Annotated in this window: 13 protein-coding genes and 1 tRNA gene; 11 read left to right on the top strand and 3 right to left on the bottom strand. The window is 34.8% G+C overall.

The window, feature by feature from the left end:
- Position 1: 1 nt before the first annotated feature.
- The 8 genes from EKM02_RS02955 (at position 2) to EKM02_RS02920 (ending at position 6,215) form a co-directional block, all read left to right on the top strand.
- On the top strand, positions 2-544 hold the full coding sequence (locus EKM02_RS02955) for a YceD family protein (RefSeq protein WP_126451980.1): 543 nt from the start codon (positions 2-4) through the stop codon (positions 542-544).
- Between the two features lie 9 nt (positions 545-553).
- Positions 554-748: a 50S ribosomal protein L32 gene (gene rpmF, locus EKM02_RS02950; protein WP_007137315.1), complete on the top strand. Its 195-nt coding sequence runs from the start codon at positions 554-556 to the stop codon at positions 746-748.
- A gap of 172 nt (positions 749-920) precedes the next feature.
- Entirely contained in the window at positions 921-1,919 is a 999-nt protein-coding gene (locus tag EKM02_RS02945; protein WP_126451979.1) for a beta-ketoacyl-ACP synthase III, read from the top strand.
- A 23-nt stretch (positions 1,920-1,942) separates the two neighbouring features.
- Entirely contained in the window at positions 1,943-2,422 is a 480-nt protein-coding gene (gene accB / locus EKM02_RS02940) for an acetyl-CoA carboxylase biotin carboxyl carrier protein (protein WP_126451978.1), read from the top strand.
- 91 nt (positions 2,423-2,513) lie between these two features.
- The gene (accC, locus tag EKM02_RS02935) at positions 2,514-3,860 is read left to right on the top strand and encodes an acetyl-CoA carboxylase biotin carboxylase subunit (RefSeq protein ID WP_126451977.1); all 1,347 of its coding nucleotides are present in this window, start codon (positions 2,514-2,516) and stop codon (positions 3,858-3,860) included.
- A 265-nt stretch (positions 3,861-4,125) separates the two neighbouring features.
- Complete coding sequence (locus tag EKM02_RS02930; RefSeq protein WP_126451976.1) at positions 4,126-4,422, top strand: hypothetical protein; 297 nt, start codon at positions 4,126-4,128, stop codon at positions 4,420-4,422.
- 34 nt (positions 4,423-4,456) lie between these two features.
- Positions 4,457-4,753, top strand: a complete 297-nt coding sequence (locus EKM02_RS02925; protein ID WP_126451975.1) for a hypothetical protein — start codon at positions 4,457-4,459, stop codon at positions 4,751-4,753.
- Between the two features lie 115 nt (positions 4,754-4,868).
- Positions 4,869-6,215, top strand: a complete 1,347-nt coding sequence (locus EKM02_RS02920; protein ID WP_126451974.1) for a sigma-54-dependent transcriptional regulator — start codon at positions 4,869-4,871, stop codon at positions 6,213-6,215.
- On the opposite strand, the gene EKM02_RS02915 is transcribed toward EKM02_RS02920, so the two are convergent.
- Both EKM02_RS02915 and EKM02_RS02910 read right to left on the bottom strand, forming a co-directional pair.
- Complete coding sequence (locus tag EKM02_RS02915) at positions 6,212-8,644, bottom strand: hybrid sensor histidine kinase/response regulator (RefSeq protein ID WP_126451973.1); 2,433 nt, start codon at positions 8,642-8,644, stop codon at positions 6,212-6,214. The two genes, EKM02_RS02920 and EKM02_RS02915, sit on opposite strands and share 4 nt — an antisense overlap.
- Positions 8,645-8,754: 110 nt before the next feature.
- The gene (locus tag EKM02_RS02910) at positions 8,755-10,668 is read right to left on the bottom strand and encodes a S9 family peptidase (RefSeq protein ID WP_126451972.1); all 1,914 of its coding nucleotides are present in this window, start codon (positions 10,666-10,668) and stop codon (positions 8,755-8,757) included.
- A 243-nt stretch (positions 10,669-10,911) separates the two neighbouring features.
- Here EKM02_RS02910 and EKM02_RS02905 point away from each other — a divergent pair, with 243 nt between their 5' ends.
- From EKM02_RS02905 to EKM02_RS02895, 3 genes are all read left to right on the top strand, one after another.
- Complete coding sequence (locus tag EKM02_RS02905; protein WP_126451971.1) at positions 10,912-12,024, top strand: NAD(P)/FAD-dependent oxidoreductase; 1,113 nt, start codon at positions 10,912-10,914, stop codon at positions 12,022-12,024.
- Entirely contained in the window at positions 12,024-12,770 is a 747-nt protein-coding gene (gene mtgA, locus EKM02_RS02900; protein ID WP_126451970.1) for a monofunctional biosynthetic peptidoglycan transglycosylase, read from the top strand. The genes EKM02_RS02905 and mtgA overlap by 1 nt, the downstream gene beginning before the upstream one ends.
- Positions 12,771-13,119: 349 nt before the next feature.
- The gene (locus EKM02_RS02895) at positions 13,120-14,532 is read left to right on the top strand and encodes an AAA family ATPase (protein ID WP_126451969.1); all 1,413 of its coding nucleotides are present in this window, start codon (positions 13,120-13,122) and stop codon (positions 14,530-14,532) included.
- A gap of 158 nt (positions 14,533-14,690) precedes the next feature.
- Here EKM02_RS02895 and EKM02_RS02890 read toward each other — a convergent pair.
- A tRNA-Ala gene (locus tag EKM02_RS02890) sits at positions 14,691-14,767 on the bottom strand.
- Positions 14,768-14,858 lie beyond the last annotated feature (91 nt).

Raw genomic sequence — 14,858 nt, 5'->3', positions numbered from 1 at the left:
AATGAAGAACACAAAAGAATATTTAATTCCTTTTATAGGATTAAAGCTAGGTAAACATCATTTTGAGTATCAAATCAGTAATGCGTTCTTTGAAATCTTTGATTATGATGAATATCAAGATTCAAAGATCAAAGTAAATGTAGTTTTAGAGAAAAAAAGCACACTCTTAGAGTTGCGTTTTAATCACAAAGGAGTTGTAAATGTACCCTGTGATCTTACCAGCGAAGATTTTGATCTGCCAATTGAGGGAGAAATGAAATTAATCGTTCGTTTTGATGAGGTTTACAATAATGATAACGACGAATTATTGATTTTGCCCCACGGAGAGTTTGAAATAAATATTGCACAATATATCTATGAAATGATTGTGCTGTCAGTCCCTCTAAGACGCGTTCATCCTGGCATACAAGATGGGAGTTTAAAGACAGAAGCATTGACTAAACTCAATGAATTGGCGGTAAAGGAAGAAAAAGAAGAAAGCAAAGAAGAAGAAAATATTGACCCGCGTTGGGACAAGTTAAAGCAACTATTAACGGATAAATAATATAGTAAAATGGCACATCCTAAGAGAAAAATCTCCAAAACAAGAAGAGATAAAAGAAGAACACATTACAAAGCTACTGTAGCACAGATTGCTACTTGTCCAATTACTGGAGAAGCACATTTATACCACAGAGCATACTGGCATGAAGGTAAAATGTACTACAGAGGGCAAGTTGTTATAGATAAATCTGTAGCTGTTGCATAATACATTTTTTGTAAATGATATTCGAACTCTCACATCGTGAGAGTTTTTTTGTTGTTTGTAATTTTCGTTAAATAAGAAGTTCTAATTCAAAGAGAATGGAATTTTTTTTGTAATTTTCAATCTTTTTAAAAATTTTCAAATGGCACCATTTGACTAGAAATAAACGCATACAATGAATACAATCACAGCCGCAATAACCGCTGTTGGAGCCTATGTTCCAGACTTTGTACTAACGAACAAAGCTCTTGAAGCCATGGTCGACACCAATGACGAATGGATCACCTCTCGTACAGGAATAAAAGAAAGAAGAATCCTTAAAGACAAGGACAAGGGAACTTCTTTTTTGGCCATAAAAGCCGCACAGGATTTATTGGCCAAAGCGAACATTGACCCTTTAGAGATTGATTTACTAATTATGGCAACCGCAACGCCAGACATGCCAGTAGCATCAACAGGCGTGTATGTCGCAACCCAAATTGGAGCCACAAATGCTTTTGCTTATGATTTGCAGGCTGCTTGTTCCAGTTTTTTGTTTGGGATGTCAACAGCTGCTGCTTATATTCAATCCGGAAGGTATAAAAAAGTACTCTTAATTGGTGCTGATAAAATGTCTTCGATCGTGGATTATAAAGACCGATCGACTTGTATTATTTTTGGAGATGGCGCAGGTGCAGTACTCTTTGAACCTAATTACGAAGGATTAGGATTGCAGGATGAATACTTACGCAGTGACGGAATTGGCAGAGATTTTCTTAAAATTGATGCCGGCGGATCACTTAACCCTGCCTCTTTTGAAACGGTAAGAGACAACAAACACAACATTATACAAGACGGAAAAACGGTGTTTAAATACGCCGTAACCAATATGGCAGATTCAAGCGAATTAATTTTGAAAAGAAATAATCTGACAAATGAAGATGTCGATTGGCTGGTTCCGCATCAAGCCAATAAACGTATAATTGATGCGACAGCCAACAGAATGAATTTAGAAGAATCTAAAGTATTAATGAATATCGAAAAGTACGGAAATACAACCTCTGCCACTTTGCCATTGGTGCTCAGTGATTTTGAACATCAGTTCAAAAAAGGAGATACGATAATTTTGGCCGCTTTTGGAGGTGGATTCACTTGGGGATCTATTTATCTAAAATGGGCATACGACAAAAAATAAATTTAAACTAAAAACAAATAATTATGGATTTAAAAGAAATTCAAAATCTAATCAAGTTTGTCGCAAATTCAGGAGTTGCAGAAGTTAAGCTAGAGATGGATGATGTGAAAATCACCATCAGAACAACCTTAGAAGGAAATGTTACTGAAACTACTTATGTGCAACAATTGCCTGCTCAAGGGGTACATCAGCAACCCTTAGCTCCCCAACAAGTAGTTCCCGTTGCAGTTGTTCCGGTAGTACCAGTAGTAGAAAACGCTCATTTCATCACTATAAAATCTCCTATTATTGGAACTTTTTATAGAAAACCATCTCCAGATAAACCAATGTTTATTGAAGTAGGTAAAAGCATTGCTAAAGGTGACGTTCTTTGCGTTATTGAAGCTATGAAATTATTTAACGAAATTGAATCTGAAGTTTCTGGTAAAATCGTAAAAATATTGGTTGACGATATGTCGCCAGTCGAATTTGACCAACCTTTATTCTTAGTAGATCCATCATAAGAAATTATAAATTATAAATTTTGAATGATGTTTTTTCATTATTTGAAATAATTTAAAATTTAAAATTCAACATTTAAAATTTCAAAACAAGATGTTTAAAAAAATATTAATTGCAAATAGAGGAGAAATTGCGTTACGCGTAATTAGAACCTGCAAGGAAATGGGTATAAAAACAGTAGCGGTTTACTCTACTGCAGATGCTGAAAGTCTTCATGTAAGGTTTGCTGATGAAGCCGTTTGCATAGGACCACCTCCAAGCAACTTGTCCTATTTGAAAATGTCAAATATAATTGCCGCCGCAGAAATTACCAATGCAGATGCAATACATCCAGGATATGGATTCCTTTCTGAAAATTCTAAGTTTTCTAAGATTTGTCAAGAACATGGAATCAAATTCATTGGAGCTTCGCCAGAAATGATTGATAGAATGGGAGATAAAGCTTCTGCAAAATCAACCATGATTGAAGCGGGCGTTCCTTGCGTTCCGGGATCAATAGGGATTTTAGAATCCTATGAACAAGCCCTGCAACTATCCAGAGATTTTGGCTATCCCGTGATGCTCAAAGCAACCGCTGGTGGTGGTGGAAAAGGAATGCGTGCAGTTTGGAAAGAAGAAGAACTCTTAAAAGCATGGGACGGTGCACGTCAAGAATCGGCAGCTGCTTTTGGGAATGATGGTATGTATTTAGAAAAATTAATTGAAGAACCCCGTCACATCGAAATTCAGGTTATAGGAGATTCCTACGGAAAAGCCTGTCACCTTTCTGAAAGGGACTGTTCCGTACAAAGACGCCATCAAAAACTGACTGAAGAGACTCCATCGCCGTTTATGACTGATGAATTGCGTCAGAAAATGGGAGAAGCGGCTGTAAAAGCGGCCGAATATATTAAATATGAAGGTGCCGGAACGGTAGAATTTTTGGTGGATAAAAATCGTAATTTCTATTTTATGGAAATGAATACTCGTATTCAGGTAGAACATCCAATTACAGAACAAGTGATAGATTATGATTTGATTCGGGAACAAATTCTTGTTGCTGCCGGAGTTGCCATTTCAGGAAAAAATTATTTACCTCAATTGCATGCCATTGAATGCCGTATTAATGCGGAAGATCCTTATAATGATTTTCGTCCGTCTCCAGGAAAGATTACAACGTTACATATGCCGGGAGGACATGGTGTTCGTCTAGATACCCATGTTTATTCCGGGTATACCATACCACCTAATTATGATTCAATGATTGCAAAGTTGATTACAACTGCTCAATCACGTGAAGAAGCAATAAGTAAAATGAGAAGAGCCTTAGATGAATTTGTGATAGAAGGAATAAAAACGACTATTCCTTTTCACAGACAATTAATGGACGATCCTCGTTATATTGCAGGTGATTACACAACCGCGTTTATGGATACGTTCAAAATGAACGACCCAGAATAGCAGATTTACATATCCATAATAAAAAACCTTGCAGCGATGCAAGGTTTTCTTGTTTAGAACCACTACACGAAGACAAAGCGGGTAATTTATACCCATAACACCCTATGTATTACCCACATTTCTCCTTATTAGAAAAAACAGATTTTATTAAACACCTCTATTTCAGAAACTTAATAACGCAACACCTTCCTTTGTAACTCTGGTATAATTATTTCAATTACTTAATCAATAATAAGTAACAATAATAATCTAAAAATAAAATAGTATGAAAAAGTTAATGGTAACAGCAGCAATCTTAATAGCAAGTTTTTCAACATATACAGCTACAGCTCAAGGAACAACTACACCAGCGGAAACAGTCTCAATTCAAGAAGAATATATTGAAGTGAAAAATGAAGAAGTCCCAGAAGCTGTAACAAAAGCGTTAAAAACGGCTTACCCAGATGCAATTCTAGACAAAGCATATACAAATGCTAATAAAGAATATAAACTGGATGTGACTGTTGGGGACAAAAAAGGAAATCTTTTTGCAGATGCAACTGGGAAATGGATTCAAAAATAAAGCATCAAAACAATAACAATTTAAAAAAAACACTATGAAAAAGTTAATTTTATCAGCAGCGATTATTTTAGGAAGCATGTCCGCATTTGCGACAATACTTCCCGTTCAAAACCCACAAAATCAATCGGTTTTACTACAAGAGGAATATACTGAAGTACAAGCAGAAGCAGTTCCTCAAGCAATAAAAACAGCTATGGAAAAAGCATATCCCGGAGCAATTCTGGGAAAAGCATACATCAATAAAAATAAAGAATACAAACTAGAAATTACAGTTGGAGACCAGAATGCTACTGTTTATGCGGATGCTGAAGGAAACTGGATAAATAAATAATTTAGGTGAGTTTTGTTTAAAAAGAGAGATTGTTTTAACAGTCTCTCTTTTTTTTGCAAAAAATTAGCTAAATACAAATTTAATACCTTTATTTTAGCCGTAAAGTTAAAATACAATGGCTAAAATTTTATTGATTGAAGATGATGTTGCTTTTTGTAAGTTATTAGAAAAATTTCTAGTAAAAAACAACTATGAAGTAACGGCTACATTTTCAGCTGAAGAAGCCAAATCTCAAATAAAAAACACTGAATTTGACCTCATCATTACGGATTTAAGACTTCCAAATTATAATGGAATTAAACTTATGTCAGAAATCAAGAGTACCCATCCCAATGTTCCCGTACTGTTAATGACGGGATATTCTGATGTGAATACTGCTGTAAAAGCCATGAAAAACGGGGCGGCAGATTATATCTCTAAACCATTCAATCCCGAAGAAGTTTTATTGGTTATTCAAAATTCTCTTCAAATGGAAACGCACACTAATTCTGATAAAGTAATTTCTGAACCTAAAACTGACAATAAAAAAAACAAAAAACCGACTAGTAAATTTGTGAAGGGGATCTCAAAAGCATCTCAAAAACTGGCAGAATATATCCAACTCGTCAGCCCAACAAATATGTCAGTTTTAATCATCGGCGAAAGCGGAACGGGAAAGGAAGTTATTGCCAAAAGCATTCACCAGAACAGTTTCAGAACAAACAATAATTTCATTGCCGTAGACTGTGGATCGATCCCAAAAGAATTAGCTGCAAGTGAGTTTTTTGGCCATGTAAAAGGATCTTTTACGGGAGCCATAAATGATAAAATTGGATTTTTCGAGGCAGCAAACAGAGGTACATTATTTCTTGACGAAATAGGGAATCTTTCCTATGAAAATCAAATCCAACTATTGAGAGCACTCCAAGAAAGAAAAATTAAGCCCGTAGGAAGCAATAAAGAAATTGATGTAGACATCAGAATCATCACCGCCACAAACGAAGACTTACGGGAAGCAGTCAAAAATGGGACATTCAGAGAGGATTTGTACCATAGAATAAATGAGTTCTCTATACATTCCCCCTCTTTGGTAGATCGTGACGAAGATTTGATGCTCTTTTCTGATTTTTTTCTTGAAAAATCAAATCAGGAATTAAACAAAAAAATCATTGGGCTTTCTGCTGAAGTAGTTACAATTTTTCAAAACTACAGATGGCCGGGAAATCTGCGTGAGCTTCAAAATTGCATCAAAAGGGCCACGCTCTTGTCGCAAGGAGATTTCATTGAAAAATCAGCACTACCCACAGAATTCTTTCAAAATGAAAACCTAGACACCTCTGATCTGTCTTTGTCTCAAAACGAAAAAGAAGTCATTCAGGAAGCTTTAGCTAAAACCAATAACAACAAAACAGAAGCTGCTAAATTATTGAAAATCAACAGAAAAACACTGTATAATAAATTAAAATTATACAACATCAATTAGTTTAATTCCTTTTCTAACAGGACAAAAAGAGCTGTTATTTTGAGCTTCAAATTAATTGTAGCCATTTTTACCTCTTCAAGTGTTAAGTCTTCTTGCTCTAATACATCTAGAATAACACTGATTTCTGATGCGCTAATTTGCTTGAACATGGGAGCCATTTTATGAGCTGTATTTTTAATCTCCATAAAATCAATGTTTGAAACTGACCGATCTAAATTTTCTAAATTCTTTGCCGTACTTTTTATAAATGAGAGTAACACTTCTTTTAAAGCAACTATATCATTAGATAAAAAAGCGTTCAAGACTTTTAATGAATAAGGCCTTTCCCCCTTTGTTTGCTTGCTTTTTAGAATTGCTTCAAAGGGAACTGCGTCATTGTTCAAAATAGACTGTAATGTTTTAAGCAGTATTTTAGGAGAATAAGGCTTGCTGATTACAGTGGTAAATCCTGCGGTTGTGTAGTTGTCCAGATTTAAATCATTTCTTCCGGTGACCGCTACCACAGGTTGTCTTTTATACTCGTATTTCGGATTATTTATGAGTTCTTTCAAAAATAAAAACCCGTCCATAACTGGCATTTGAATATCGGTGATAATCAAATCAAAGGTAATATTTGATAGCGCATCAAGAGCTTCTTTTGCACTAGCAAAAGGGAATACAATATATTGGTTTTGTTTTAAAACTTCAGTTGTTAATTTCAACAAGCTTTCATCATCATCTATCAGTATGGCTGTATAGTGCTTTTTTGACGGATTCGCAGTAGTCTGTTTTTCGGAAACCGTGACATCAAAAAGTAAGGGGATTTGGATTGTAAACAAACTTCCCTTTCCTAATTCACTTTTCAAATGCAAAGCACCGCCTAGAATCGCTGTCATTTTTTTAGAAATGGTAAGTCCTAATCCTGTCCCGCCATATTTTTTCTCTATATTCTTATCGGCTTGAATGAATTCCTCAAAAATGAGTTCTTGGTTTTTTTCTGCTATTCCAATCCCGGAATCTTCTATTTGTATCGCTATCAATTGTGTTTCCAAGTAGATTTCAACGCTAATTTTTATGAATCCTTTTTCAGTAAACTTGAACGCATTTCCAATAAGGTTTGATACTATTTGTCTTAAACGAAAAGGATCCCCAATGATTTTTTTTTCGAGATTAGGGTCAATTTCAACAATCAGTTGAATTGGTTTTTGTGCATAAACGGATTGAATGCTATTTGCCACTTCATGAATCATCTCGTACAGCGAAAACGGGATTTTTTCTATCGTGATTTTCCCGGCTTCAATTTGAGTAAAATCCAATAGATCCTGAACCAATTGTGAAATATAATCGGAGGAACCTTTGATGTTCTTGGTGTAATAGCATTGTTTACTGCTTAAATCGGAATTTCCCAATAATTCCGTATAGCCAATAATCGTGCTTAAAGGGGTTTTCAGGTCGTGGCTTACAGTTGCAATGAGTTGCTCCCGACTAATAAGTAATTTTTTGGATTTTAGATTTGCCTCCTCCAATTGTTTCTTATAGGATTGGGTTTTCGAGTAATCATTTAGAATTATAATCAAAAAAAACAAAGTAAGCAATAATCCAATTATAGCCGCAGAGGTTACAATTTGATTCGTTTTTGCTAAGGAATTCTCTCTATCCGAATAATTTTTTGTGGTGTTTATTATAATTTCCCGTTCTATAGTGTTAAGGACTTTTCTTAGCTGGTCAGAGATTGAAAGTTCATTTTGCAATAATTTATTTTCCTCAAAATTCAATAATTTTTTCTTTCGGGATGTTTCTCTTTTTACCTCATTTAATAAATTTTTAGAAACCGTCAAAATAGAATCGGTTGCTTTTTTACTTAACGTATTGGTACTATCATCCGGAATGTTTTGATTTAAGTAGGCAACATATTTCTGAAGGACATTTCGTTGATAAATTCCCATTCTGGCGGGATCTTTTACAAAATCTTCTAATTCCAGTTTCCGCAAAGAAGACTCCATTTTAGTCAAATCACCAATCGCGTCGTCCACCGCATCTTCATTTTCACTTTTATTTTTAATAAGTTTTAGTTGCTGGATATTTATCGTTTTCTTAGATAGCAATTGCTTGACACTGTCTAGTAAAGTGATTTGGTGTGGTGTGGAGACAAACAATTTCAAGGAATCAATTTCTGCTTTTAACAGCGTATTTTTCTTTATATAGTTGTTAAAATCTTTTTCTGATTCTGATTGAATGGCTATTCGAGCTAAATTTTCCGTTTCATACGTATCAGAGAGCAAGTTGCTAACCCGTAAAATAGTATTGCTTTCCTCGGTAATTCTTTCTTCGGTTTTTGAAAAATTCTTGTTCTCGGAGTATAAAAACCAGCCCACACTGGCAAAAAGCACCGCCAAAACCAGATAACTCAGGAAAACTTTTATCGGAATATAACTTTTTTTGTTATTCATTTTTCAAAGATAAAAATTACAAAATATTTTCCAGTTAAGGTATTCAAAATATTTTGACACGAACAAAAAACCCCACGAAAAAGTGAGGCTTCCTATTTTTAAAATGATTTCTACAAGGTTTCTTTGAGCCATTTGAAAAATTCACCTTGCCAAACCTGCGCATTTTGAGGTTTCAGTACCCAGTGATTTTCTTCCGGGAAATACAAAAATCTACTTTTTATTCCTCGTAATTGTGCTGCTTGGAACGCTTCCTGTCCTTGTCCTATTGGTACACGAAAATCTTTTCCGCCTTGAATAATTAAAATAGGTTTGTTCCATTTCTCTACCAGAGTCATTGGGTTGAATGTCGTGTAAGTTTTTTGCGCTACAGCATTGTCTTTTTCCCAGTACGCACCGCCAAAATCCCAATTGCTGAAGAAAACTTCTTCGGTAGTTCCAAACATGCTTTGGGTGTTAAAAACACCATCATGGGCAATGAAGGTTTTGAATCGGTTGTTGTGCATTCCGGCCAGATAGAAAACAGAATACCCGCCGTAACTGGCACCAACGCATCCTAAACGAGTGGCATCAACATATTTTTCCTTAGCAACAGCATCAATCGCTGATAGGTAATCATCAATTACTTGTCCACCCCAGTCTTTGCTGATTTGCTCATTCCATTCCACGCCATGACCTTGCATTCCACGACGGTTAGGAGCCACAACAATATAGCCGTTGGCAGCCATCAGTTGTAAATTCCATCGGAAGGAATAAAATTGTGTCAATGGAGATTGAGGTCCGCCTTGACAATACAAAAGCGTTGGGTATTTTTTTGAAGCATCAAAATTAGGAGGAAGAACCACCCAAACTAACATTTTTTTGCCATCTGTTGTCGTAACATATCTTCTTTCGGTTTTGCTTAGCGCCAAAGAATTATAAATTGTAGTATTGACATTAGACAGTTGTTTCCAAGTCGTTTTCTTCAGATTATAAGAAAAAAGTTCTGCCGCATGATTCATGTCGGTTCTCGTTACGATGATATTATCACCGGAAAACCCAACTAAATCATTGACATCAAATTCTCCATTGGTAACTTGGCGAACGGTAATTGCTCCCGAAGCTTCTGGATTGGTCAGACCAGGAAAATTAACTTCAAACAACTGCTTTGTTCCGTCTACAGGGGCAACAAAAAATATTTTTTCCCCGTCACTACTCCAGATGAAATTGTCTACTGTTCCATCCCAATTGGCTGTTAAGTTCATTTTCATTCCTTTGAAACTAACTATCAGGTCGTTTTTATCTGCCTCATATCCATCTCGTTTCATTTGCAACCAAGTCAAATTTCCGGTTGGAGAAAATTGTGGAGCGGTATCATATCCAAGGTTTTCTTCCGTTCTATTGCTGGTTTTCCCAGTTTTCAGGTTGTATTCATAGATATTGGTGTTGGTAGAAAGAGCATAGTCAGTTCCTGCTTTTTTCTTGCTTACGTACAGAATACTTTTGCTATCTGGCGACCAAATATAATCTTCATCACCACCAAAAGGTTTTTGTGGACTGTCGAAATTTTCGCCTTTCAGAATGTCAATTCCCATGGCGCCTTCTTTGTTTTCTTTATAAAAAACATGGTTGTATTTGCCTTCATTCCAGGTATCCCAATGACGATAATTCAATCCGTCATAGATTTGAACATCTGATTTTACTAATTCTGGATAAAAATCTTTTCCATGAACGTTCTCCATTTTTACTTCTTCATTGTAAACGATATATTTCCCGTCAGGAGAACTGTTTTTATCTTTTAACAGGGCTGCGGTATCTTTTACTTCGGTTGGATTTCCGCCATTTACGGGTAAAGTGAAGAATTTTGTATCCGATTTATTTTCTTGAACAGAAGGAGTTGTTACTTTATACACTACATTTTTTCCATCTTTGGAAATGCCTAATGGTGTTACTCTTCCTAGTTTCCAGAGCAGTTCTGGAGTCATTACATTTTGTGCCATAGCAGTTAAACTTATCATTAATAAGGGTATCAGTAGTGTTTTCTTCATTGTAATAATTGATTTTTTCAAACACTAAAATTAGCCAATTTAATTTGATGATTTTAGTTTTTAACACTTACTTTTTAGTCCCCATTATCCCGAAACTTCAGGAGAAATCCTTTTGTTTTTTTCTTTAAAAAATAAAAGATTACTTCACACTACTTTTATTTTAATTGGAGTTCAGTGAATTTATTTAGAACGGATAGCGGTATTAGCTCCAAAAAATTATTATTTTTATAAAAATATTTAAACATGGATTTGAGCTATTGGGAGTTGAAAAACTGGTTTACTGATGTAAATTATACCATCGTAGGAAGTGGGATTGTGGGCTTGCATGCTGCATTACGCTTGCGCGAAAGATTCCCTAAAAGCAAAATTTTAGTATTAGAAAAAGGAATGTTACCGCAAGGCGCGAGTACTAAAAATGCCGGTTTTGCGTGTTTCGGAAGTCTTTCAGAAATTATAGACGATTTAAAATCCCACTCGGAAGAGGAAGTCATTCATCTCGTTCAAAAACGGTGGCAAGGCTTGCATTTGTTGCGAAAAAGATTGGGTGATGACACGATAGATTTCAAGCCATACGGCGGATATGAGTTGTTTTTAAAGGCAGATGAAAGTAGCTATAATGAATGTGCTGGAAAATTACCATTTATCAATGAAATCTTAAAACCACTTTTCAAAGCCGATGTTTTCGCCATGGAAGTAAACTGTTTTGGGTTTAGCGGGATAGAGGAATATTTAGTTTTCAATCCGTTTGAAGCACAAATAGATACCGGAAATATGATGCAGGCGTTGTTGAAAGAAGCAGTTTCTAAAAATATTTTAATCCTGAATCAACAAACCGTTACCTCCTATTTCGACAACGGTAATAAAGTGGAAGTGGCACTTGCTGATTTTAGTTTTAGTACCCAGAAAATACTGTTTGCTACAAATGGTTTTGCTAATACATTGACAAATGGTGCGGTTAAACCGGCCAGAGCACAAGTTTTAATTACGGAGCCTATCAAAAACTTAAATATAAAAGGAACTTTTCACTTGGATAGAGGGTATTATTATTTTAGGAATATTGGCGATAGAATACTACTGGGCGGAGGAAGAAATCTGGATTTTGAAACGGAAAATACAACTGAATTTGGACAAACAGAAATTGTCCAAAATAAATTGGAACAATTATTAAAAGAAGTAATTTTGCCGAATCAGGATTTCCAAATTGCGCACCGTTGGAGCGGCATTATGGGTGTTGGTAACAGCAAAAGTCCTATCGTTTCACAACTGTCCGATAATGTTTACTGCGGTGTACGATTGGGTGGAATGGGAGTGGCAATAGGAAGTTTAATTGGAACAGAATTAGCAGATTTAGTATAATGGCAACGAAAATAACACCCAGGAAATCAAAACAACCCATTAAAAAAGAAACAACCTCTTTTATGAGCAAACTAATTCGTTTTTTATTCAAAATATTGTTATGGTTCATCGGACTCTCTTTATTTTTTGTGGTATTTTTTAAATTTGTACCCGTTCCGTTTACCCCATTAATGGTGATTCGTGCAATTGAAAATAAAACTGCAGGAAAAGAAGTTTTCTTCAGCCACGACTGGGAACCTATTGAAAACATCTCGATGAATCTTCAAAAATCCGTGATTGCCAGTGAAGATGGAACGTTCCTGAAACATAATGGTTTTGATTTTGTAGCCATGCAAAAAGCGTATAAAAGCAATGAACGAGGCCGAAGAATAAAAGGAGGAAGCACAATATCACAACAAACGGCCAAAAACGTATTTCTTTGGCAAGGCCGCAGTTATTTGAGAAAAGGATTGGAAGCATATTTCACTCTTCTGATTGAAATCATTTGGGGAAAGGAACGCATTATGGAAGTCTACTTGAACAGTATCGAAATGGGGAATGGTGTCTATGGAGCTCAAGCAGCCACCGAACATTGGTATCGAAAAGATGCTTCCAGTTTAACACTAATCCAGGCTGCAGGAATAGCCGCGATTTTGCCCAATCCAAGAAAATATTCGGCGACTAGTTCTTCCACGTATATCAACAGGCGAAAAGCTAAAATTGTACGCGTGATGCGACAAGTAGGAAAAATTGAATATCCAAAATAGTTTTTAGCAGTCTTATAAAGCAATCAAACAATTTCTAAAAAATAAAAAACCGTAAACTCTTACTTAAAAGATTTTACGGTTTTATTTTGTGGAGAATACCGGATTCGAACCGGTCACCCCTTGCCTGCCAGTAGAATCTATATTTTAAGAATACCTTATTTTACTGGGGTTAATGTTTTTTAAGTAATGCAAAATCATACATTTTCAAGCATTTTGCCACTCATTAAGTACACTTAGATTAATGTGTTGTAAATCGAGATAACTATTAAAAATTATTGCCAATTAATATCTATTGTTAGCCAAATCTCAATATTATTTAATACATTTGGCTAACAATAAAAACACTTTTATGAAAAAAGTTATAGGAAGAGAAAAGGAAATAGAATTATTACATCACGCTATCGGTTCTGATAAGTCAGAGTTAATAGCGATATATGGAAGAAGACGTGTTGGAAAAACTTTTTTAATTCGTGAAACCTTTTCTAAAGAAATGATTTTTGAAGTTTCGGGAATTCCTGATGGAAGTTTTAAAGAACAATTGATGAACTTTCATATTGAACTTTCTAAAAAATATACACATCCAACCAAGACAAGCATACCAATAAATTGGATGGAAGCTTTTGCACTATTAGGAGACTATATTGACACTTTAAAAAAATCAACCAAAAAAGTCATTTTTATAGATGAATTCCCTTGGATTTATACTCACAAGTCAAAATTTATACAAATGTTTAGCCACTTTTGGAATAGCTATTGCACAAAACGAAATGATTTGATTGTTGTAATATGTGGCTCTTCTGCTTCGTTTATGGTTAATAAAGTAATTAATGATAAAAAAGGCTTACATAATAGGATAACAATACCGATAAGATTGTTGCCTTTTAATCTTTATGAAACTGAACTTTTTCTAAAATCCAAAAAAATTAATTTAGATAGATATTCCTATCTTCAATTGTATATGGCTATTGGAGGCATTCCTCATTATTTAGAAAAAATTAACCCAGGGGACAGTGTTCCTGTAGCAATTGATAGGCTATGTTTCCAAAAAAATGGTGTTTTAGTAAATGAATTTAATCAAATTTTTGCTTCTTTATTTGAGAATTCTGAAAATCACATGAGAATAATTGAAGCTTTAGCCTCAACCCAAAAAGGGATGTTAAGACAGGAATTGATAGATAAGTCAAAAATTCCTTCTGGCGGTACTCTATCAAAAACGATTCAAGAACTAATTGAATCTGGATTCATTTCTGAATATTTTCCCTACGATAAAAAAACAAAAGACACCCTTTATAGGCTGTCAGATGAATACTCTCTTTTCTATTTTAAATTTATTAAAAACAACTTAAGTTCAAGTTGGACAAGTCTTTTTACTTCTAGGAGTTATATATCATGGGGAGGTTTTGCATTTGAAACGTTATGTCTTAAACATATTGACCAAATATTAAAAAAACTAGGATTAATAGGCATCGATAGTAAAAGCTCCAGTTGGAGAAATAAAAATGCTCAAATTGATTTACTTATAGCAAGAAGTGACCGTAGTATTAATATTTGTGAAATGAAATTTTCTGTAAATGAATTTGTTATTGACAAATCTTATGCTGAAAATATTCGAAAAAAGAAAAGCGAATTTAAGAAAGAAACATTAACAAGGAATAATTTATTTATCACATTCGTTACAACTTTTGGGGTTAAAAATAATGCTTATAGCAATGAAGTTATGGATAATGAAGTTACGATGGATAGTTTATTTGAAAAAATATAGCTTTTCAATGATTATTAGCAGCCAAAAGTAATGATTAAAATACATTTTTGGCTACCAATAAAATCCATTCTCATACTCACTAATGAAGAAAGCACACTCAATAAGTACACTTAGACTCCATAAAAAAAGCCTCACATTGCTGTAAGGCTTGGTATTACTGGTGGAGAATACCGGATTCGAACCGGTCACCCCTTGCCTGCCAGGCAAGTACTCTAGCCAAATGAGCTAATCCCCCAAACTAGTTCGCAAATATAACATATAAATTTCCCAAAAAGCAAATTTCAAAATACAAATCCATTCTATTTGAAAAAAAGTCAAATCCTCCT

It is taken from the genome of Flavobacterium sp. RSP49 (genome assembly GCF_003968735.1).
GTDB lineage: Bacteria > Bacteroidota > Bacteroidia > Flavobacteriales > Flavobacteriaceae > Flavobacterium.
Note: the sequence above shows the minus strand (reverse complement) of the source record. Positions and strands in the feature narration are given on the sequence as shown.

Excerpts from the sequence above, each read along its gene's own strand:
- EKM02_RS02945 (WP_126451979.1), top strand. The coding sequence starts at position 921 with ATGAATACAATCACAGCCGCAATAACCGCTGTTGGAGCCTATGTTCCA.
- rpmF (WP_007137315.1), top strand. The coding sequence starts at position 554 with ATGGCACATCCTAAGAGAAAAATCTCCAAAACAAGAAGAGATAAAAGA.
- accC (WP_126451977.1), top strand. The coding sequence starts at position 2,514 with ATGTTTAAAAAAATATTAATTGCAAATAGAGGAGAAATTGCGTTACGC.
- EKM02_RS02905 (WP_126451971.1), top strand. The coding sequence starts at position 10,912 with ATGGATTTGAGCTATTGGGAGTTGAAAAACTGGTTTACTGATGTAAAT.
- EKM02_RS02955 (WP_126451980.1), top strand. The coding sequence starts at position 2 with ATGAAGAACACAAAAGAATATTTAATTCCTTTTATAGGATTAAAGCTA.
- EKM02_RS02910 (WP_126451972.1), bottom strand. The coding sequence starts at position 10,668 with ATGAAGAAAACACTACTGATACCCTTATTAATGATAAGTTTAACTGCT.
- mtgA (WP_126451970.1), top strand. The coding sequence starts at position 12,024 with ATGGCAACGAAAATAACACCCAGGAAATCAAAACAACCCATTAAAAAA.
- EKM02_RS02925 (WP_126451975.1), top strand. The coding sequence starts at position 4,457 with ATGAAAAAGTTAATTTTATCAGCAGCGATTATTTTAGGAAGCATGTCC.
- EKM02_RS02930 (WP_126451976.1), top strand. The coding sequence starts at position 4,126 with ATGAAAAAGTTAATGGTAACAGCAGCAATCTTAATAGCAAGTTTTTCA.
- EKM02_RS02920 (WP_126451974.1), top strand. The coding sequence starts at position 4,869 with ATGGCTAAAATTTTATTGATTGAAGATGATGTTGCTTTTTGTAAGTTA.
- EKM02_RS02895 (WP_126451969.1), top strand. The coding sequence starts at position 13,120 with ATGAAAAAAGTTATAGGAAGAGAAAAGGAAATAGAATTATTACATCAC.
- EKM02_RS02915 (WP_126451973.1), bottom strand. The coding sequence starts at position 8,644 with ATGAATAACAAAAAAAGTTATATTCCGATAAAAGTTTTCCTGAGTTAT.
- accB (WP_126451978.1), top strand. The coding sequence starts at position 1,943 with ATGGATTTAAAAGAAATTCAAAATCTAATCAAGTTTGTCGCAAATTCA.